Consider the following 20294-nt stretch of genomic DNA (forward strand, 5'->3'; position numbering starts at 1 on the left):
GGGTTACCCAGCCGGAGAGAGATCCGCCAGGGAATCAAAGGATTGAATATTATACATATGAATCTATCCTAAGAGGAGGTCTTTCCCGCAATGCACCGCCGGTTTCCCTACGTCGAACTCCACGCCCGGAGCGCCTTCAGCTTCCTTCGGGGAGCTTCCCGGCCCGAAGAGCTGGCCTGGGAGGCGGCCCGTCTGGGCCTGCCCGGGCTTGCCCTTTGCGACCGGGACGGGGTCTACGGGATTCCCCGGTTCCATGCCGCCGCGCGGGAAGCCGGCCTCCGGGCGCTGGTCGGAGCGGAGCTCTCCTTGAACGACGGGTCGGTCCTGCCCGTCTTGGTGGAAACGCGCGAGGGCTACCAGAACCTCTGCCGGCTTCTCTCCGAAGCCAAGCTCCGCAGCCCCAAAGGGGAGGCGGTGATCCGGTGGGAGGAGCTGGGTGACCATGCTCCCGGCCTTCTGGCCTTGACCGGGGACGAGGAAGGGCCGCTCCTGCGCGCGCTGGCCCGGGGCCAATCCCCTGGGGAGCCAGCCAAGCGGCTCCTTCGTCTCTTCGGCCGGGAGCGGCTCTTTGTCGAGTTGCAACGAAACGGGCTCCGAGGGGATTGCTTCCGCAACCGGACGCTCTGCTCGGTTGCCCGAGAACTCGCCCTTCCCGTGGCGGCGACGGGAGGGGTCCTCTACGCGAAGGCCGAAGAGCGTCCCCTGCTCGACGTCTTCCACTGCCTCCGGAACCGGACCACTCTCCATGCGGCGGGGTCGCTGCTCTCCCCGAATGACCGGAGGCATCTTCACGCCCCCCGGGAGATGGAAGCGCTCTTTGCCGATCTTCCCGAAGCGATCGAGACCAGCGGGCGGATCGCCTCCCGGATCGCCTTTTCCTTGGAGGACCTAGGCTACTCCTTCCCGCGATATGCCACTCCCACGGGGGAGAGCGAGGACGACTTTTTGAAAACGGTGGTCTGGGCCGGGGCGCAGAAGCGCTACGGCTCCCTCTCCCCGGCGGTTCGCCGACAGCTTGATCATGAGCTTGGAGTGATCCGAAAGCTCGGATTCGCCGGCTATTTCCTGATCGTCTGGGACCTGGTCCGCTGGTGCACGCAGCAGGGGATGCTGGTGCAGGGGCGAGGGAGTGCGGCCAATAGCGCGGTCTGCTACAGCTTGGGAATCACATCGGTCGATCCCGTCGGCAGCCGCCTGCTCTTCGAGCGGTTTCTGAGCGAGGGGAGGAAGGGCTGGCCCGACATCGATCTCGATCTGCCGAGCGGAGAGGCCCGGGAGCGGGTGATCCAGGAAGTCTACCGCCGCTACGGGCGCCGGGGAGCGGCCATGACGGCGAGTGTCATCTGCTTCCAAGGCCGGAGTGCCGCCCGGGATCTAGGCAAAGTTCTTTCCCTGCCCAAGGAGATCATCGATCGCTTCTCCGCCCTCTTCCCCGGAGGGGACTATCCCCACACGCTTTCCTGGAAAGAGCATGGACGGCAGAGCGGGCTCTCCCTTGCCGATCCCCGGCAGGCGGCCTTTTTACGGCTCTACCCAAGGCTCCTCGGCCTGCCGCGCCACTTGGGCCAGCATCCCGGAGGCATGGTGATCGCCCAAGGGGAGCTCGACCGGATCGTCCCCTTGGAAAATGCCGCCATGCCGGGCCGCTCGATCCTTCAATGGGACAAGGACGATTGCGAGGAGCTCGGGATGGTGAAGATCGACCTCCTGGGGCTGGGAATGATCGCCGTGCTGCAAGAGGCGCTTGCGCGCTGCCGGGCTCGAGATCATCCGGTCGAGCTCTCCCTCCTGCCCAAGGACGATCCCGCGACCTTTGCTCTCTTGCAGCGGGGGGAAACCATCGGGGTCTTCCAAGTGGAGAGCCGCGCCCAAATGTCGATTCTTCCCCGGCTGCGCCCCCAGTGTTTTTACGACCTCGTGGTCCAGGTAGCCATCGTTCGTCCGGGACCGATCCACGGGGGGCTGATCGGCAGCTACCTGGCCCGCCGGAGCGGCCGCGAGCCGGTTACCTATCCCGACCCAAGGCTTGCTCCCATCCTGGAGCGGACCTTAGGGGTCGTTCTCTTCCAGGAGCAGGCGATTCAAATCGCGATGGTGCTTGGAGGCTTCTCGGCCGCCCAATCCGAGGATCTGCGTCGGGCGCTCGGGTTTCGCCGGGACTCCCGGCGGATGGAGCGGGCTCTCGAAGATCTCGACCGAGCCATGCGGAAGAGAGGCATCTCTCCTCCCACCATCGCCTGGGTGGTCCGCTCGCTCTCCTCCTTTGCCCTCTACGGCTTCCCCGAATCGCATGCGATCAGCTGGGCGGGCCTCGCCTATGCGAGCGCCTACCTCAAAGCGCACCATGGCCCCGAGTTCTACGCGGCGCTCCTCAACCACCAGCCGATGGGTTTCTATGCTCCCGCCACCCTGATCCAAGAGGGGAAGCGGCGGGGCATCCGCTTCCGGCCGATCTCGGTGCTCTTCTCGGAGGATTCCTGCACGATCGAGGAGGGCGGCTCGGTCCGCCTGGGTCTTCGCTTGGCACTCGGGCTGACCGGGGAGACTCGCGCCCGGATTCTCGCCGCGGGCGCCCAGGCTCCTTTTGGCTCGCTCGAGGAGTTCCGGCGCCGGGTTCCGATGAGCCGAAGAGAGCTTCGGCTCCTGGCTTCCCTGGGCGCCTTCCAGGGGCTCGCTTCCCACCGGCGGGAGGCACTCTGGCAGATCGAGCGACCCAATTTCTCGGAGGAAATCCTCCCTAGACCGTCAGAGGGTCCCTGCCCGCTCTCTCCCATGTCGCCGCCGGAACGGCTACGAGCGGACTACGCTGGAGCGGGGATCACCTTGGGCTCCCATCCGATGGCCTACCTGCGCCCGAGAGTGCCCGCCGCCCGAAAGGCCGCCGACCTCTACGGGCTCCCGCAGGGAGTGCGCGTGCAGGTAGCGGGAGCCGTAATCTGCCGTCAGCGGCCGGGAACGGCCAAAGGATTCCTCTTCCTCTCCCTGGAGGACGAGACGGGAATCGCCAACGTGATCATCGCTCCCGATCTCTTCGAAGCCAACCGGCTCCTGATCTCCCTGGAGCCCTTTCTCTTGGTAGAGGGGATCCTCCAGAAGGCAGACGGCCCCATCCAGATCCGAGGGGAAAAGATCGCCGCCCTGGCTTCCCGGGGAGTGCCCGAGCCAAGCTCCCACGATTTTCGATGAATGGCGAAGGAGCCGCGAAGCGAGCTCAAAGGCTGGATCAAACGCTTCCCAAGCTAGCCGACGCCTTCCGCGCTGCGTCGAAGAGCGCCTTTACAGCACTCACATAGCTGGCCAAAGAGAGTAGATCGCCCTTGGGGACCTGAACTTTGCCGCCCATGACGGCTCCCACGATGCCTTCCCGACCCTGGATGAGCGCCCGCCAAGTCTCCTCGCTTGCCGAAAAGACGATGTCGGCCTGCCCGATCGTCTCCTCGGCCGGAAGCGCCTTCGCCGAACGGCAGCTCCCGCCTTCCAGTTCCAGAAGAATCCCCTTGGCTCCGGCGATAAGGCCCAAGCGTGTCGTCCAATTGCGCCCCTCTTTTTGAAACGCCTCGCTCTCCCCAATCGCCTTGCACCAAGCATCCGCCGATTCCTGCTCAAATAGCATCATGGCTCCCCATGCGCTTATCGCCCTCGCTCCTCCCTGTCAACGTTCGGCTCTTCTTCCCCCGTCCGTTCGCGCACCGGGTCTTGGCGGCCACGCGACCCGCGAAGTTTCTGGTGGACCAAATTTCAGTCGGCGGGTGACCCAACTCGTGCTTTACTCTCTAGGTTGCGGATGACCCTCGATCTCGACAACCCCGCCTACTACATCAATCGAGAGCTCTCCTGGCTCGAGTTCAACGCCCGGGTGCTGGAAGAGGCGGCGGATGCATCGCAGCCGCTCCTCGAACGGCTCCGCTTCCTCTGCATCTTTAGCGCGAACTTGGACGAGTTCTTCGAGATCCGCGTGGCTGGCATCAAGCAGCAGGTGGAAATCCAGAGCGATCAGGAAGGACCCGACGGGCTGACCCCGCAGGAGATCTTCGAAGGCATTCAACGGCGGACGCATCAGCTCGTCGCCCGCCAGTACGAAATCTGGCGGCAGGAGGTTGAGCCGCTGCTACGAAAGGACGGCGTCCTCCTTTGCCAAAGGAACGACCTGACGGCCGAGGAAGAGGAGTGGGCAGAGCGATACTTCACCGAGGAGATCCTGCCGGTGCTCACGCCGCTGGCCGTCGATCCCAGCCACCCCTTCCCACAGGTAACGAACAAGAGCTTCAACCTGATCGTCACGCTGCGCCGGCCGGTGGCCGCGCACCTGGCGGGTTTCGAGATCGTCCAGGTGCCTCACAATCTGCCGCGGCTGCTCACGCTGCCGGGAAGCGGACCCAACCGGTATCGCTTCATTCAGATCAAGGAGGTCATCGGGCTTTTTCTCGGCAGCCTCTTTCCCGGAGACGAGATCAGCGAAATCAACGGCTTCCGCGTGACTCGGAACAGCGACCTCTACATCGACGACGAGGAAGCCGAGAACCTGTTGCAGACGGTCGAGGAGGAGCTGCGCAAGCGGAACCGGGGAAATGCCGTGCGTCTGGAGATCGAAGAGAGATGCCCTCCGGAGATGGAGACGTTTCTCCTGCACGCTCTCAATCTAAGACAAGCAGACAGCTACCGCCATTTCGAGCCGCTGAGTTTCCTCCATCTGTTGCCGGTCTGCTCTCACGAAGCGTTCCCGCACTTGCGGGACCGGCCGTGGACTCCTGTGATCCCGAAGGATCTCGCTTCCCACTCGGACATCTTCGAGATTCTTCGCCGTCGGGACATTCTTCTCCATCACCCGTTTGAAAGCTTCGGAGTCATCGTCGACTTGCTGCAGCGGGCCGCAGACGATCCGGGAGTTCTCGCAATCCGGATGACCCTCTACCGGACAGGAGGCGATTCTCCGATCGTCCGCGCGCTGATGCGCGGCGCGCAAAACGGCAAGCAGGTGACCGCCTTGGTCGAGATCAAGGCGCGCTTCGACGAAGCCAACAACATCGTCTGGGCACGGCAAATGGAGGAAGCCGGCGTGCACGTGGTCTACGGGCTGCTGGGGCTCAAAACCCATTGCAAGGTGCTCGAAATCATCCGCCGCGATCCGGATCGGATCCGGCTCTACGTCCATCTCGGAACGGGAAATTATCACACCGGCACGGCGCGCCTCTATACCGATCTGAGCCTCTTGACGACTCGGGAAGATCTCACGAAGGAGGTGGGCACTCTCTTCAACATCCTCACGGGTCTCTCCCGCTTCCACGGAATCCGCAAGCTCCTGGTGGCACCCTTCCGCATGGCGGAGGCATTCCACGATCTGATCGCCGCCGAAGCGGCCTTCGCTCAGCAGGGAAAGCCCGCGCGCATCATCGCGAAGATGAACGCGCTCGTGGATCAGGAGATGATCCAGGCCCTCTACCGAGCCTCCGCCGCGGGTGTCCGGATCGACCTGATCGTCCGTGGCATCTGCTGCCTCCGCCCCGGGATCCCCGGGGTGAGCGAGCACATCCGCGTAGTCAGCATCGTCGGCCGCTTTCTGGAGCATTCTCGCATCTTCTACTTCGCGAACAACGGAGACCCCAAGATCTACCTGGGCAGCGCGGACTGGATGCCGCGCAATTTCTACCGGAGGATCGAGGTCGCGTTCCCCATCGAGGTGCCCGACATCAAGAAGCGGCTGACGAACGAAATCCTAGAAACCTATCTCTCCGATTGTGTCAAGGCTCGGGTTCTTCAGCCTGACGGAAGCTATCTACGTCTGAAGCAATCTCCCGGCAAGAGTCCTTTGCAAGCGCAATATCACTTCCGTCACCTTGCCAGGGCCCAGTTGGTCTTGGATCGTCCACAGGTGCCGGAGCAGATCGCGATCGTCCCGCAGCAACGTCCTACGCTCCCCCCAAGGGAGGATGTTCCTCCCCTCGCAGCGGAACCGGACCTGTTCTAGCCGGCATTTCTCACAAGCCTCTGGGACGAACTTGGTGAGACGGGCGGACTAGGCGGCCGGCTTCGCCTCGCTCGCGCTCTTCTTGGCGGCGGTCGATCCTCCGGCAGAGGAGGATTCTTTTTCGGCCTTCGCGGCCTTTTTGTAGCTCTCGCTGCGATAGTCGGTGAGGTAGAAGCCCGACCCCTTGAAAATGAGCCCAGCCCCGCCGGAAATTCTCCGTTTGAGCCGTCCTCCGCAACGCTGGCCTCCCTCCCCGGGAAGCTCTTTAGGGCACTCCTCTAGCGGTGGATCGGAGATCCGTTGGACGACCTCCACCACGGCACCACATTTTGCGCACTCGTATTCGTACGTAGGCATGACCAGACCTTTTTCGCTAAGCCGGGATGGGACCAGCCGCTTCAATCCGCTCCACCCGGACCTTGGCTCCCTCTTCCTTCCCTTCCGCAGGCAAGGTTACCTCGTCGCCAGACTTGTGCCCGAGAAGGACCTGTCCCAGTCCGGCCAGATAAGAAACCACTCCGGCCGCCGGATCGCTATCCCAGGCTCCCAGAATCGTGAGCTGCCGCTCCTTGCCGGTCGCCAGATCCTTCAGCACAACCCGGGTTCCGATGTTGACCGAGTCGGTGGCCACATCGGAAAAATCGGTGCCTCGCGCTCGGGCGATGGCCACCTCGCACTCGGTTTTCCGGCGGTGGAGGACTCCCTGCATCTCCTTGGCTGCCTTATACTCGTGATTCTCGCGAAGATCTCCATAGGATCGCGCGATCGCAATCTCTCGGGTGTTTTCCGGGATCTGCTTGGTCACGAGCTCTTCCAACTCCTTCTTCTTTTGGGCCAAGCTTGTCCACGATACGATCAGGACTTCTTCACTCTTCTGCTGTTGGCCCCCCGCAACCAGATCCTGAACCCCGGGGAACTTCTTGAGGATCGCACCCAAGAGCGAGCGCTTATCCAGTTCCCGGAGGACGGGACTCGCCAGCGCGGCCCGGGCCACGTCGCGTGCATCGGTGAGATGGGCATCCGACAAAATCGCATGCAGGATCGCCAGCTTTCCCGTGAGCAGCTCGTAGAGTTTCGAGCCCTTCTTGGCGGCACCGCTGCTTTCGCGCTCCAGGAGATAGAGAATGCAGAAGAAGAGATCCGGACGAAAAAGAGGACGGAAGAGCTCGTCGCGCGTGCGGCAGATCCAAGCCAAGGTTTCGGTGCCGATAGTCCTCTCCCGAATGGCCCGCCCCAGCCGCTCCAGCAGCTCGTTTGCCTGCCCCGCATCCGCGAGCACCGTCACGATGGCATCAGCCGTTCGTGCCGGAGCGTTAGGAAGAAGCTCCAACAGGAGAGATACGGTCCCTCCCCGCTCCAGAACCAGCCTTCGGAGAACCTCTTTCTGCGAGGAGGCTGCCATCGCCGACAAAGCCTTCCGAAGGGAGTGGTTGTCTTCGGGGAGCCATTGCGATACGGCCAGGGCTCCCTGCTCCGGCTCTTTCGCCAATGCCGCCAAAAACTGGTCGCGGAGGACGGCGAGTTCCAGCTTTTCTTCCGGGAGCGCCCCATGCGGGGAGGAAAGAATGGCACGGATCGCCGAGACGGCCTGCTCCCGTCCGCTGGGGGAAAGCTCCCCCTCCGCTTTGGCCAGGGCGCGCGCCGTTTCGACCGCGGACTTGCTGGAAGCCGGCTTTTCCAACTCCTGAAGCAACTTCTGCCAAGCCGGGACTACGCTGGAAGCGATGCGAATCGGCTGATTCTTTTTGGTCGGAATCTCGAAGCGGCCCTCCTGGCGCATGACCCGACGGACGCCGTCCCACCACTTCTTCCACGCCTCGGGGGCAATCACCGATGGGCTCAACGCCTCCTGGAGCGCCTCCACGGTCGCTGCCTCGCCTAGGCTGCGGACACAAAGCTCGACGAGCGCAAGAGGATCGGAGGCGGCCTGCTCCCGAAGCATCGCAAGCCTCTCGGCCTTCAGGACAAAGAGATGATCCCGTGAGACCAGTTGGAGGGACTGGACCGCATACTCCCACTGCATCCGGTGGCGCGGCTTCTCTTGGAAATCGATGATGACCGAGCCCGCGTCGAGCGAGATTTCTCGGATGAGCCCGAATCCCCAACTACGATGTAGATAGTATTCTCCGACGCATAGCGGTGAACTTTTCTGAGAGGAAGCGGAGGATATCTCCTCGAGCGGACGAGCCATTTCGGAAGACATGGATTAATTTAATCTAATACCTGACCATTCCGTTTCCCGCAACGCTTTTCTCTAACGGCTGTTCCCCTAGCAGCGGACGGGATCGGCGTGATCACGGGCGGGGGCGGGGCAACTTCTCTCCCGGGTGCCTCCGAAGAAGCAACGAAACTTCCCGCCTCCTCGACAGGCTCACGGTCCTCCGAATCGAGAAGGAGAAAGGCGACCCGGAATCCTCCTCTGGTCCGATCCTCGCTGCGCTCCACCTGCGTGCCGAGCAGCCGTTCGAACAGCGCTCGCTCAAACTCTCGTGCCCGAGGGAACCGGTCGAGAATCTCCAGAACCGGGGAATGAAATTCGAGGACCTGCCCGTGTGGCGCCCCGCTTGGCTCATAACGACTCATGTAGCCTTCTTCCTCGCGAGCCCGCGCCAACTGCCGCGCCCGCTCGGAGAGCGCCGAAGCGGAAATGCGGGAGCGCAACGCCTCGATGCGACGGCTGTAAAGGCGGTGGAGGATCCGATCTACAGCCAGGGAACCGTAGACGTCGTCGATCGATTCCAGAAGTTCCAGAACAAAGGGTGTCCCCTTTTGAGGAAAGAATTCATTGGCTTTCTCAGTTAGAATGTAGAGCTTTTCGGGTCTTCCTACCCGTTTCGCTCTGCGCTGGGTGGAGAGATAACCTTCCTTTTCCAGGGCGTTGCAGTGCTGCTTCACCCCCATGTAGGAGAGGTTCATCCGCTCCGCGAGCTCTCCCACCGAAAGGCCGTCGCTCCGCTTGATCTCGCCAAGGATCGCCTGCTTCTGGTTCCGAATCGGCGAGGAGTTGTCGCTATCCATAACTGACGAGAGGGAAAGGGGTTCGGCTTCGTTGTAGCAGAGATCAAGCGGCCTCGTTAATCGCTTTTTGAACAGACGATGGGAAAAAGGACAGATTCCCTTTCGAATCGCTTCCATCCCAGACCGTTCCCCTCCCGATCGGAGATCGGTCCCGGCCATCGAGGAGGATAACGGCTTTGACAGCGATGAGCCGCGTCGTTACGCTCTGGAGCTTCCTATGTCCGCTACATTCACTATCCTGATCGCCGACTCGATTAGTCCGAAGGGGATCGAGCTTCTCTCCGCCAATCCGTCCGTCCGCGTCATCGAAAAGACGGGCCTGACCGAAGACCAACTGATCGAAGTGGCTGCCTCGTGCGAGGCGATCCTGGTGCGTAGCCAAACCAAGATCACCAGGAGAATCCTCGAAAAGGCGGATCGCCTCCGTGTCGTAGGTCGCGCCGGGGTCGGAGTCGACAACGTCGACGTTACGGCGGCCACCGAGCGCGGGATCGTGGTCATGAACACCCCCGGAGGAAACACGATCGCCACGGCCGAGCAGACGGTGGCCCTCCTGCTTGCTCTGGCGCGCAGCATTCCCCAGGCCGACGCCTCGATGCGGGCGGGTGCTTGGAATCGGAAGGCCTTCGAAGGGGTCGAGCTCTGCGGCAAGGTGCTCGGAATCGTCGGCATGGGCCGGGTGGGAACCGAAGTGGCCCGTCGAGCACTTGGCTTCAACATGCGGGTGATCTGCTTCGATCCCTATCTCTCCCCGGCTCGGGTGCAAAACCTTCCCGTCCAGGTTGCGGACAACCTCGACACCGTTCTCAAGGAAGCGGACTTCCTTACCCTTCACTCCCCCTTGACGCCGGAAACCAAGGGGCTGTTGGATGCGCGCCGCCTGGCCCTCTGCAAGAAAGGGGTCCGGATCGTCAACTGTGCGCGGGGAGGCCTGATCGTGCCTAACGACCTCCGCGAGGCGATCGATTCGGGCCACGTAGCGGGAGCCGCGCTCGATGTCTTCGATCCGGAACCGCCCCCCGCCGACTTCCCACTGCGTTCTCTGTCGAACGTGATCCTCACCCCGCATTTAGCCGCCTCCACGGCCGAATCGCAAGAGCAGGTGGGGATTCAGATCGCCCAAGCCGTTCTCGATCTTTTGGTGAATGGAACGATTCGCAACGCCGTGAACATCCCCAATGTCGATCCGCGCACAGCCGCCCTGCTCCGCCCCTACCTGTCGCTGGCGGAGCGCCTCGGTCTCTTCATGGGCCAGTGGGCGCCGAACCGGATGAGTCGGGTTGCTCTCTCCTACGCGGGCAAGATCAACGAATACGATACAACGCCCGTGACGCGGGCAGCGCTCAAGGGCCTACTTCGGAAGGCGGCCGGTTCGGAAGTCAACGAAGTGAACGCCGCTTACCTCGCCGAAACACTGGGCATCGTCGTCAGCGAGGTCAAGACCACCCAGGCCGGCGAGTTTACCGACTGGATCGGGATGGAGATCCAGGTCGATTCCACCTCGCTTCAAGCGGGAGCCACGTTCTGGGGAAGCGCTCAGCGCCTGGTGCAGATCAACGGAAATCCCATCGAAGCGCCGCTCGAGGGCGCGCTCCTGGTCTTGGAAAACCGGGATCGCCCCGGCATCGTCGGCCGGGTGGGTTCGGTCCTGGGCGAGCGCTCCGTGAACATCGCCTCCATGTCGCTCGCTCGCACCGAGCAGGGCTCGCGAGCGGTCAGCGTTCTTCACGTCGACGCGGCGCCGGGGAGCGAGGTTCTCGAAGAGATTCTTCGAATCCCGGACGTCTACTCCGTGCGCTTGGTACAGATTTAGCCTGCCTGTCTCACAAGCGATCTCCTGCGGCTTGCGAAATGGACCTTTCTGCTTCGTTGCGCCTTGCATCCAGACCCATCCGCCGCGCCTCGGGTACGAACTTTGTGAGACCGGCAGGCTAGAGCGGCATCGGCCCCTTGACCGTTTCGCGCTCTTGCCGTTAACTTGTGCTAGTGCGTATCGCCCTGCTCGTTTCTCTCGGCCTCTGGCTCGGAGTCGGCCTCCTCGTCGCGCAACCGGCGGGAGAGGGCGGGACGGAAGCGCCCGCCTCTCACAAAGCCTCCGCGTCGCACCGCATCGAAAAGAGACCGACAGTTCCAGTCCTTCCCGAAAAGCCTGCGAAGCCTCCGGAAGCGAAGCCGCCAAAGCTCAAGGGGATCATCCCTGAAGGCGTGCGAAAGGGACCGAACATGGTCAACCCGCTGGCCCCCAAGGAATATGGATATGGCCGGCGCTATATGTCGAAGTCCGCCTACACTCCGCATATTCCTTATTCGGCGGGGCAGACCGAGGTCATGACTCCGGGAGGAGGACTCGAGCTCTTTACCTGGGAGTGGTGATGCTCCCGCCACACCGCATCCGGATCCGGCGCGTCTACGAGCCTCCCGGTGCCGAGGAGGGGTATCGCGTCTTGGTCGATCGCGTCTGGCCTCGCGGCGTCTCCAAGGAGAAGCTGCCGATCGAAGCCTGGAAAAAGGAGCTCGCGCCGAGCACTGAGCTTCGCAAATGGTTTGCGCACGACCCAAGCCGGTGGGAAGAGTTCTCCCGGCGCTACCGCCGCGAACTCGACTTCCATGCCGATCTGCTGCAGGAGCTGCTCCATGCTGCCGGCTCTCGAGATCTAACGCTGCTCTATAGCGCTCGGGACAAGGAGCACAATCAAGCGGTGGTGCTGCAAGAGCTGCTGGAGGAGCTGGCAAAAAGCGAGCGAAACGCAACCCGGTCGCGCTAAGCCTCGGACATCTCCTGCGCCAAGCGATCCAGGGAGACACCGGCGAGACTGCTGGTAATCCAAGTCGCTCCGCGGAAATCGTGCCCCGCCGTGTAATCGTTGTAGGCTACGACGCAGGGGATTCCCGCTTCGCACGCCGCGCGCAATCCCACCTCCGAGTCTTCGATCGCCAGCGCCCGGTCGCCGGCGCACCGCCATTCGGCCAAGCAGCGCCGATAGAGGGGAGAGTCGGGAGCGGTCTTCCTTCCCGCCCGTTTTCCTAAAACCGGGGAAAACCACCCCTTTTCCTCCGGGAGGTGCAGCGAAAGAAGAGCATGGATTTGTTCCTCATCGCTCGTCGAGACGATCGCCTGCCGCATCCTCCGCTCCCTCGCCTCCCGGATCAGATCACGAATCCCCGGCCGCAGGCTGGTCCCAGGCAGAAATCTTTCCAAATAAAGCTTCTTCTTGAGTCGCGCGAGTTGCCCGGCCACCTCCTCGAGATTATCGGGAGGGCGAGCGAGAGCTTCCAGGGCTCGCTTCATGCGAAGCTCGTTTCCCGGAATCCCCAAGAGGTTCTGGAACTCCTCCCAGGCCCAGCGGATCGGCAGATCCATGGCCGCAAACGCCGCGTTGCAGGCCGGCAGGTGTCCCTCCCTCTCGGTCAAGGCGATGGTCCCGTCGACGTCCCAGATGAGCCCGTCCCAGCGCACGGTCGTCACCGGCAGAGTCTTTCGGCGGCGGGAGAAGGAAGTTCGGAAGGTGCAGTCGAGTCGACGATTTCTTCCGAGAAACGCCGGAACGGCAGGTCGAGAATCGCGCATTGAAGAATCGCCCGGATATACTTGTGGAGGATCAAGAGGATCCCCCGCTCCGGCCTGCCGATCAGTGAGCAGAGCGCGCCGACGACACGTTTGCGCGCACTCCAGACGTCTTCCCCTCCGATAGAGGAGAGCGGAACCTGGGACGGATCGGCCAGCCAGCGGTCGTACTCCGCGGGCTCCCGGGCCGATAGCTCCCCGTGGGTGTAACCTTCCCACTCTCCCATGTTCACTTCGATCCACTCCGGCCATGCCTCGATCGGCACCCCCAGCGCCTTCCCGTAGATTTCTGCCGTCTGCCGGCCACGGGCCAGCGGACTGGAAAGGATCCGATCGATGGGCAGAGCGCGGAGAAGCTCGCAGTTGGCCTTTGCCTCCGCGATTCCCTCCTCGCAAAGAGGAATATCGGTTCGTCCTTGAATCCTCCGTTCAAGATTCCAAGAGGTCTTGCAGTGACGCGCGACGAAGATGCGCGGCACCGCGGAGGATCGACCCGTGGTTCGGCCTGCGTCCACCACCAAACTTTCCTTTTCGCTCAAGCCTTAGCCTCGTCCTGTCCGCGCCAAGGCTCGATGAGCGGCCTCCGCAACCGCTTCCTTCGTCAGGCCAAATTCCTTGTAGATCGTGGCATACGGCGCCGAGGCCCCATAATGGTCGATCCCGACAGCCTCACCCTGCAGTCCCAGCCAGCGCCGCCAAGCCAGCGTCACCCCGGCTTCGACGGAAACACGCGCGCGGACCTTGGCGGGGAGGACCTCTTCCCGATAGGCTTCCGGCTGCTGGGCAAAGAGCTCCCAAGAAGGTAAGGAGACCACCCGCGACCGGATCTTCTGCCCGGAAAGGAGCTCTCTGGCTCCCAGGGCAAGGGAAACTTCCGAACCCGTAGCAATCAGGATCACTTCCGGGTCGGGCTCCCCGATGAGCACATATCCTCCGCGCCTGGCCTCAGAGGCAGGAGCAAGATGTCCGCGGTCGAGCACGGGAAGAGCCTGCCGCGTCAAAATCAAGGCGGTCGGGCCATCTTTCCTTTCGAGGGCAACCCGCCAGCCTTCCACCGTTTCGGTCGCATCCGCCGGACGGAAGACCACCAGATTGGGAATAGCGCGAAGAGCGGTCAACTGCTCAACGGGCTGGTGAGTCGGACCATCCTCTCCCAAGCCGATGCTGTCGTGGGTGAAGACGTAGACGACCGGCACCTTCATCATGGCCGCCAAACGGATGGGCGGTCGCATGTAGTCTGAGAAGATCAGGAAGGTTCCCCCATAGGGACGAATCCCGCCGTGAACGGCCATCCCGTTCATGAGGGAGCCCATCCCGTGCTCCCGAATGCCGTAATGGATGTATCCCCCGGAAAAGTCCCCAGGACGAATCTCCTTCACCCCTTTAGGCAGCGTATTGTTGGACGGGGTCAGATCGCCGGAACCGCCGAGGAGGTAGCCGACCTTATCGAAGATCGCGTTGAGCACCGCTCCGGACGCCGCCCGCGTCGCAAGCGGCTTATCCACTGGGAAGCTTGGCATCGCCTTCTCCCATCCCGCGGGAATATCTCTCCGGAGCGCGGCTTCGAAGGCTTCCGCTTCCGCCGCAAACTCCTTCCGGTAGCCCGAGAAGATCTCCCGCCAGCGCGACCGCTCCGCAGCCCCTTTCTTCGCCGCGGCGTGAAAGAAGGTTCTCACCTCTTCGGGCACGTAGAAGGTCCGATCCACCGGGAGGCCGAGGCGCTCTTTCGCAAGCTTTACTTCTTCCGCCCCCAGCGCCTCCCCGTGCGCTTTGGCGGTGTTTTGCCGGTTCGGGCTTCCCCAGCCAATGATGGTCCGGCAGGCGATAATCGTGGGTCGCTCTTCCTGGGCAGTGGCCCAAGCGAGGGCGGAAGCAACTTCCGCTTGGTTCAAACCGTCGATTCTTCGGACATTCCAGCCGTACGCCGCAAACCGGCCGAGCACGTCCTCGCTGAAGGAGAGCGCAGTCGGTCCGTCGATGCTGATGTGGTTGTCGTCGTAAAGGACGACCAGCTTGCCCAACTGCAAATGGCCCGCCAAGGACGCCGCCTCGTGGGAGATCCCTTCCTCCATATCCCCGTCGCTGGCGATGACAAAGGTCCGATGGTTGACCACCTCGTGCCCAGGACGATTGTACCGTTGGGCCAGCCACCGCTCGGCAAGGGCCATTCCGACGGCGTTGGCGATGCCTTGGCCCAGCGGCCCGGTCGTCGTCTCCACCCCGGCGGTATGGCCATATTCCGGATGGCCGGGAGTCCGGCTTCCCCACTGACGGAAGCTCTCCAGCTCCGTCATCGGCAGATCGAACCCGCAAAGATGAAGCAAGCCATACAGAAGCATCGACCCATGTCCTGCCGACAAAACGAACCGGTCGCGGTTCGGCCAGTGGGGGTCGGCGGGATCAAAACGCAAGAAGCGGGTCCAGAGCACGACGGCGGCATCCGCCATTCCCATGGGCAAGCCGGGATGACCGGAATTGGCCTTCTGCACTCCATCCATTGCCAAGCCGCGAACCACATTGGCCGCCAGGGCCGCCAACCCCTCTTCGGCGGGCGGATTGGATAAACCGGGGGTAACTGTGGGGGGGGTCGAACTGCTCATGTTTGGTTTCTCTATTAGGAAGTTCTCATCCTGGGGAGTTTTCGTCATGGGTGATTCTGCAAAATTGCCTCGACCAGGGCCGCGCAGGAAAGCTCTGCCGGCTCTTCCTCTGCTCCCAGCAGAGGATGGCGAGGAAGCAAGGGACCCACCCACAACCAGCGGCTAAGCGCCGACTCCCTGTCAGCGCGATATTGCGGTTCGCTCCGGGCTCTGTCAAGCGGCCGAACCACCGCGAGCCGTTTCTCGCGCGATCCACGATCCATCTACGATCTTACCTCAAGGCTTTCCGCTCCCTTGGCTTTCCCCAGCTTCCGGGCCGGTAAAGACCCGGCTCTGGCGAATATCCGACGCGTCGATCCGCATGAGCTCCTCGGAGCGAATCTTCCCGCCGGCGGCAACCAAACGGGCGGCCTGACGCAGCTTGATGCGATCAATGGCATTGCGGACGCTGCGGGCATTGGCGAAAAGCGGCTGCTTCCGGCGCAACGCCAAGTATTCCCGAAAAGCCTCCTGCGCCGGCGGATCGAAGAAATAGCCCTGAGATCGGACCATCAGATCTCCGATCGACACCAGCTCTTCAAAGCTATAATCGGGGAAGTCGATGTGATGGGCGATCCGCGAGCGCAAGCCAGGATTGGAAGCAAAGAAGGTCTCCATCCGCTCCCGGTAACCTGCGAAGATCACGACCAGATCGTTCCGGTAGTCCTCCATGGCCTGTAGGAGGATCGCTACCGCTTCCAGCCCATAATCGCGCTCGCTTTCCGGACGGTAGAGGGAATAGGCCTCGTCGATGAAGAGAACCCCGCCCATCGCCCGCTTGATCACTTCCTTGGTCTTCGGGGCGGTGTGCCCCACATATTGACCGACGAGGTCGTCGCGGCCGGCGACGACAAGGTGCCCTTTCCGAACGTAGCCGAGGCGGTGAAGAATTTTCCCCATCCGCAGGGCAACGCTCGTCTTCCCAGTTCCCGGTGAGCCCGTGAAGGACATATGCAGGGTCGGGACCTGGCTTTGGAGCCCGACGGAGATTCGCAGCCGCTCCACGAGAAGAAAATCCGCGACCTCCCGTACCCGGCGCTTGACCGGAGCCAGCCCGATGAACTCGGCATCGAGTTCGGCCAGGATGTCTCCGACTCCGGCACCGGTGAGCACCTCATCGAGATCGACCAGCCGCTCTCGATCCACGGCGGCCGCCTGAGGTTGCTTCCCCTCTTCTTTCATGGTGTCTGGAGGCCTTAACCTGCCTCTCTCCCAAGCGTTCTCCTGCGGCTTGCGAAACGACCCCGGCCGCTTCGTTGGGACTTCCCTCGCCCCACCTCGTTTCCTCCAACTCTTGTACGGCGTCTCGTGACATAATGCTATTTGATTCTTCTTATGAGATAGATCACTTTGGCAAATGCATTGGGTCGCTTGCCTTAGCTGATTCCTCTGGTGTAATCCGGGCATCTCGCTGCTCTCGACCAAGGAAGCCGGGATTGATCGCGTCGGGCGCCGACCCCGTCCATAGCCTCTCCCTTTGGCTGGTCCCCTGTCCCCTGCGCTTTGGCGGGCGGGCAAGGCCGCTTATGTGCTGGACAGCTTCTGCCAAACGCATATGATTTCCCATCGAGTTGCCCGCCAAAGCGGATGGAAGCGGCTTGGGGCGGTGCGCCCTGATCGAATGGACCGGGACCGCCCGGGGCTCGCAGATGCGAGTCCAAAACCCTGGATCGAGCCGGGAGGCTGCGGAACTGGGGGTAGTGCATCGGAGGACTATGACTGCTGTGATTCGTACTGGCGGGAAGCAATACCGCGCAGAAGAGGGTGCCATTCTCGAAATCGAGCTCCCGAAGAAGGGTATTTCCGCCGGAGAGAAGTGGACCACCGAGGAGGTACTCCTCATCGAGGTTGACGGTAAAACTGAAGTCGGCACGCCACGCGTGGCCGGAGCAAAGGCGGTTTTCGAACTGCTCGAAGAGATACGAGCCCCTAAGGTCGTCGCCTTCCGCTATCGTCGCCGGAAGGGTTATCACCGGACGGTCGGCCATCGTCAGCGCTTGGCGCGCGTACGTGTGGTGGAGTTATCTATCGGCAAGAAATCAGTGTAGAGGACGATCATGGCACACAAAAAAGGGCAAGGAAGCTCGCGCAACGGGCGAGACAGCAATAGCAAGCGTCTGGGAGTGAAGCGCTACGGCGGCCAACGGGTCCGTAGCGGCAACATTTTGATCCGGCAGAGGGGAACACGCTTTCATCCAGGGGAAAACGTCGGACAGGGCCGCGACTTTACGCTTTTTGCCTTGGCCGACGGTGTCGTGCGTTGGGATCGCCTCAACCGGAAAGTTCATATTCAGACCGAGCAGCCAGCTTAGGCAGAAGAGCCACTCGGTCTGGACTCTCTTCTCCTTGTGCGATTTAAAGGCACACGGAAATACGCATGTTCGTCGATCGAGTAAGAATCTTCGCCAAGGCGGGGGATGGGGGACGGGGCTGTGTCAGTTTTCGGAGAGCTCCCTACGAGCCCCATGGCGGTCCTGACGGCGGCGACGGCGGAAAAGGCGGGGACGTCCTGCTGGTCGTCGACCCTAACCGTAACGATCTCTCCCATCTCTTCTTCGTGCCACATCAACTGGCGCAGAACGGGCGGGCGGGCTCAGGAGCGATCAAGACGGGGCGCAAGGGCCAGGAGCTAATTCTTTCCGTCCCTCCCGGCACGGTCGTGAGCCTCATCCGTAGCGATCCCGAGCAAGGATGCAAGCTGCTGCCTTTACCAGCGCGCGATGAAGCCGTTGACCTTGTCGCCGACCTCACCTCGCCGACCGATCGCTTTGTCCTCTGCCGGGGAGGACGGGGCGGATGGGGAAATTGGCATTTCCGGGGTCCTCAAAACCAGACGCCCCGTCGCGCCGACCCTGGAAAACCCGGGGAGTGCGGGCAATTCGTCCTCGAGCTCAAGCTTCTGGCCGACATCGGGCTCGTGGGGCTTCCCAACGCGGGAAAATCGAGCCTGCTGCGCCGCCTTACCTCCGCGGAACCAAAGGTAGCGAACTACCCATTCACGACGCTTTCCCCTTCCGTCGGAGTGCTCGAATGGCCCGATGGCCACCGGCTTACGATCGCCGATATTCCTGGGTTGATTCGAGACGCGCATCTTGGGAAGGGCTTGGGCCACGAATTCCTTCGCCACGTCGAGCGCTGCCGGCTCATGCTGCTGGTGCTCGATCTCTCGGGCCCCGATCCCATGGCTGACTTTCTCCTCTTGCGACGGGAGCTGGAGGCCTACGGTCATGGTTTGGCCGAACGCCCTTTCCTGGTCGTCGGGAATAAGATCGATTTACGGACGGCGCGCAAAGCCGCCCTGCGTCGCGCGCGGCCGGCAGGGGAAGAACCCATTTTTGTCTCCGCTCGTACCGGGCTGGGAATCCCCGAGTTGACCGCCGCCTTCCGACGGAAGCTCTCTGAGAATTCTTCGTCTATGGATCTCCACCAAGCCATCGGACTCTCGGCGCCGGACATCCGATGAAAGAGGTCGCCCGGTGGCTGATTATCTATGGGCTAGGGCTGATCGCGCTCGGCACCGCGGGCTATCTCTCCAATCCGCGGAAGGCAAAGACCGCCCTCTACTCCGGAGGAGGGTTCGGCATCATCACCATCTGCCTGGGCGTGATGACGCGACGGGGCGCTGCCTGGGCATTGCCGACGGCCCTGCTGCTGGTTACACTCTTTTCGCTCCTCTTGCTCTGGAGATCGGTGGTCGTCTGGAAGGCTGTTGCGGCCGGCGAGCGAAGAAGGGTCTTTGTAGGCTCCCTGCTCGCCTTGATGCTGCTTTTTTCCGCCTTTCTGCTCCCCTACCTCTTCCTGGCGTGGCGACACTAGCCTGCCTGTCGGACTTAGACTTAGCGCGAGAACATCCCATCATGCGCCGCAGATTGCTCCATTTGGCGAGCCGCAGGGGAACGCTTGGGTAGAGTCGAGGAGTAGCGCGGTGCGACGTAGGAGCGCCATAGCGGGAGCTGCCGCTTTCGGTAAAGCAGTGCCTGAGGAGCTGGCCGAAAATTTGTATGTGAATCACAACCAAGGTAGGAAGAGATGGAAAGGGAAGTGACCACGAACAAGGAGTAGGAAGCGCAGGGCCGAGAAGGCAAGAAGCCGGGGATCCGTGCGGCGATCCTTGAAGTGTGGATGATGGACTACCGGAGGCCGGAAGCGATGGTCGGTCCTGGGGGCATCCTGGAGCAGTGGACCAAGCGGCTCTACGAGCGGGTGCTGGGAGACGCAGGCGTCAGGATCGCTCACGCCCTAACCAGCAACATTCTCGGGCACGCTCCTGTAAGCTCATGGAACGACGGAAAAGAGAAAAATGCTCAACCGCATAAAAATACTAGATTACAAGTCCTTACGAAATGTTGAGGTGCGACTGCAGCCCTTATCGGTCCTCTTCGGACCGAACGCCGCAGGCAAGAGCAACTTTCTCGACGCTTTGCAGTTACTCTCCAAGACCGCCTCCAGCCGCACGCTGAAAGAGGCCTTCGAGCCGCCCTCGCGGCAAACCACTGGAATCGTTTTCCTTTCCCGAGAGTGGCCTTAAGGGTCTGTTGGCACAAGGCAGTGCCCGTTTCCGCATAGAAGCGGATTTCACCCTCTCCGACGCCGTAGTCGATGCTGTAAACAAACAAGTTCGGGAGCTAAGAGGACCTTCGGAATCCGGCTCATAGAGTTCCTGCAAGGAAACCTGCGATTTGAATCGCGGGAGGAATTGCGGTTGCGCGGAACGCGACATGTGACGTAGGATTCCAGATGTGCAACGAGTTGTCACCAATCGCAATTGTGTTTACCAAACCGCATACCATGTGGTATGGTGCCCAAAGTATCGGATCGACGTGTTGACGGGACCGGTGGCCGAGGAAATGCGAGCGATGCTGGATTCGATTTGCGCGGAACGAGATTGGCCGATGATCTCCAAGGAGATTCAGCCGGACCACATCCATCTGTTTCTCAGCATGCCTCCCGCCATTGCCGTGGCCGACGCCGTCAAGGTGCTCAAGGGCGTTACGGCTCGCTTGCTGTTTCAACGGTTTCCAGCACTTAAGGAGCGGTTGTGGGATGGACATCCCTGGTCTCCATCCTATTACGTCGGCACCGCCGGCAATGTCAGCGCGGAAACCAT

General features: G+C 62.0%; 20 protein-coding genes. 11 read left to right on the plus strand and 9 right to left on the minus strand.

Annotation, left to right across the window (positions count from 1 at the left end; translation table 11 throughout):
* Window positions 1–90: 90 nt before the first annotated feature.
* Complete coding sequence (locus A37A_RS0103550; protein ID WP_018290157.1) at window positions 91–3186, plus strand: DNA polymerase III subunit alpha; 3096 nt, start codon at window positions 91–93, stop codon at window positions 3184–3186.
* Between the two features lie 37 nt (window positions 3187–3223).
* On the opposite strand, the gene A37A_RS0103555 is transcribed toward A37A_RS0103550, so the two are convergent.
* Window positions 3224–3616 (minus strand): hypothetical protein, encoded by a 393-nt coding sequence (locus A37A_RS0103555; RefSeq protein WP_018290158.1) that lies wholly within the window; start codon window positions 3614–3616, stop codon window positions 3224–3226.
* 168 nt (window positions 3617–3784) lie between these two features.
* Here A37A_RS0103555 and ppk1 point away from each other — a divergent pair, with 168 nt between their 5' ends.
* The gene (gene ppk1, locus A37A_RS15610) at window positions 3785–5965 is read left to right on the plus strand and encodes a polyphosphate kinase 1 (protein ID WP_018290160.1); all 2181 of its coding nucleotides are present in this window, start codon (window positions 3785–3787) and stop codon (window positions 5963–5965) included.
* Between the two features lie 48 nt (window positions 5966–6013).
* On the opposite strand, the gene A37A_RS0103565 is transcribed toward ppk1, so the two are convergent.
* From A37A_RS0103565 to A37A_RS15615, 3 genes are read right to left on the minus strand one after another with little or no spacing between them, the layout of a single operon-like run.
* Window positions 6014–6322: an FmdB family zinc ribbon protein gene (locus A37A_RS0103565; RefSeq protein WP_026195624.1), complete on the minus strand. Its 309-nt coding sequence runs from the start codon at window positions 6320–6322 to the stop codon at window positions 6014–6016.
* Between the two features lie 16 nt (window positions 6323–6338).
* Window positions 6339–8168, minus strand: coding sequence for a GreA/GreB family elongation factor (locus tag A37A_RS0103570; protein ID WP_020493965.1), 1830 nt, complete (start codon window positions 8166–8168; stop codon window positions 6339–6341).
* Between the two features lie 8 nt (window positions 8169–8176).
* Window positions 8177–9100: a metalloregulator ArsR/SmtB family transcription factor gene (locus A37A_RS15615; protein ID WP_051076240.1), complete on the minus strand. Its 924-nt coding sequence runs from the start codon at window positions 9098–9100 to the stop codon at window positions 8177–8179.
* Window positions 9101–9200: 100 nt separating this feature from the next.
* Here A37A_RS15615 and serA point away from each other — a divergent pair, with 100 nt between their 5' ends.
* The 3 genes from serA to A37A_RS15620 all read left to right on the plus strand — a co-directional run bounded on the left by serA (window position 9201) and on the right by A37A_RS15620 (window position 11748).
* A complete protein-coding gene (gene serA / locus A37A_RS0103580; RefSeq protein ID WP_018290164.1) occupies window positions 9201–10796 on the plus strand; it encodes a phosphoglycerate dehydrogenase in 1596 nt (531 codons plus the stop codon).
* A gap of 167 nt (window positions 10797–10963) precedes the next feature.
* The gene (locus A37A_RS0103585; RefSeq protein WP_155996466.1) at window positions 10964–11356 is read left to right on the plus strand and encodes a hypothetical protein; all 393 of its coding nucleotides are present in this window, start codon (window positions 10964–10966) and stop codon (window positions 11354–11356) included.
* On the plus strand, window positions 11356–11748 hold the full coding sequence (locus A37A_RS15620) for a DUF488 domain-containing protein (RefSeq protein WP_018290166.1): 393 nt from the start codon (window positions 11356–11358) through the stop codon (window positions 11746–11748). The genes A37A_RS0103585 and A37A_RS15620 overlap by 1 nt, the downstream gene beginning before the upstream one ends.
* On the opposite strand, the gene A37A_RS0103595 is transcribed toward A37A_RS15620, so the two are convergent.
* The 4 genes from A37A_RS0103595 to A37A_RS0103615 all read right to left on the minus strand — a co-directional run bounded on the left by A37A_RS0103595 (window position 11745) and on the right by A37A_RS0103615 (window position 16369).
* A complete protein-coding gene (locus A37A_RS0103595) occupies window positions 11745–12449 on the minus strand; it encodes an HAD hydrolase-like protein (RefSeq protein WP_018290167.1) in 705 nt (234 codons plus the stop codon). The two genes, A37A_RS15620 and A37A_RS0103595, sit on opposite strands and share 4 nt — an antisense overlap.
* Entirely contained in the window at window positions 12446–13087 is a 642-nt protein-coding gene (locus tag A37A_RS0103600) for a histidine phosphatase family protein (RefSeq protein WP_018290168.1), read from the minus strand. The genes A37A_RS0103595 and A37A_RS0103600 overlap by 4 nt, the downstream gene beginning before the upstream one ends.
* Window positions 13088–13090: 3 nt before the next feature.
* Window positions 13091–15148, minus strand: a complete 2058-nt coding sequence (tkt, locus tag A37A_RS0103605; protein WP_081616269.1) for a transketolase — start codon at window positions 15146–15148, stop codon at window positions 13091–13093.
* A gap of 276 nt (window positions 15149–15424) precedes the next feature.
* Window positions 15425–16369 carry an AAA family ATPase gene (locus A37A_RS0103615; protein WP_018290171.1) on the minus strand — a complete coding sequence of 315 codons (945 nt, stop codon included), beginning with the start codon at window positions 16367–16369 and terminating at the stop codon, window positions 15425–15427.
* Between the two features lie 533 nt (window positions 16370–16902).
* Here A37A_RS0103615 and rplU point away from each other — a divergent pair.
* From rplU to A37A_RS0103635, 4 genes are all read left to right on the plus strand, one after another.
* Window positions 16903–17235, plus strand: a complete 333-nt coding sequence (gene rplU, locus A37A_RS0103620) for a 50S ribosomal protein L21 (protein ID WP_020493967.1) — start codon at window positions 16903–16905, stop codon at window positions 17233–17235.
* 9 nt (window positions 17236–17244) lie between these two features.
* Window positions 17245–17499 carry a 50S ribosomal protein L27 gene (rpmA, locus tag A37A_RS0103625; protein WP_018290173.1) on the plus strand — a complete coding sequence of 85 codons (255 nt, stop codon included), beginning with the start codon at window positions 17245–17247 and terminating at the stop codon, window positions 17497–17499.
* A gap of 65 nt (window positions 17500–17564) precedes the next feature.
* Window positions 17565–18650: a GTPase ObgE gene (gene obgE, locus A37A_RS15625; protein ID WP_018290174.1), complete on the plus strand. Its 1086-nt coding sequence runs from the start codon at window positions 17565–17567 to the stop codon at window positions 18648–18650.
* Window positions 18647–19003 carry a hypothetical protein gene (locus A37A_RS0103635; RefSeq protein ID WP_018290175.1) on the plus strand — a complete coding sequence of 119 codons (357 nt, stop codon included), beginning with the start codon at window positions 18647–18649 and terminating at the stop codon, window positions 19001–19003. The genes obgE and A37A_RS0103635 overlap by 4 nt, the downstream gene beginning before the upstream one ends.
* A 192-nt stretch (window positions 19004–19195) precedes the next feature.
* On the opposite strand, the gene A37A_RS0103640 is transcribed toward A37A_RS0103635, so the two are convergent.
* Entirely contained in the window at window positions 19196–19423 is a 228-nt protein-coding gene (locus A37A_RS0103640) for a hypothetical protein (protein WP_018290176.1), read from the minus strand.
* 64 nt (window positions 19424–19487) lie between these two features.
* On the opposite strand from A37A_RS0103640, the gene A37A_RS21990 reads away from it, so the two are divergent.
* Window positions 19488–19715, plus strand: a complete 228-nt coding sequence (locus A37A_RS21990; RefSeq protein WP_020493968.1) for an AAA family ATPase — start codon at window positions 19488–19490, stop codon at window positions 19713–19715.
* A 262-nt stretch (window positions 19716–19977) separates the two neighbouring features.
* Window positions 19978–20294, plus strand: a 317-nt coding sequence (gene tnpA / locus A37A_RS15630; protein ID WP_018290178.1) for an IS200/IS605 family transposase, incomplete at its 3' end; no start/stop codon positions are given.

Source organism: Verrucomicrobium sp. 3C (genome assembly GCF_000379365.1).
GTDB lineage: Bacteria > Verrucomicrobiota > Verrucomicrobiia > Methylacidiphilales > Methylacidiphilaceae > Methylacidimicrobium.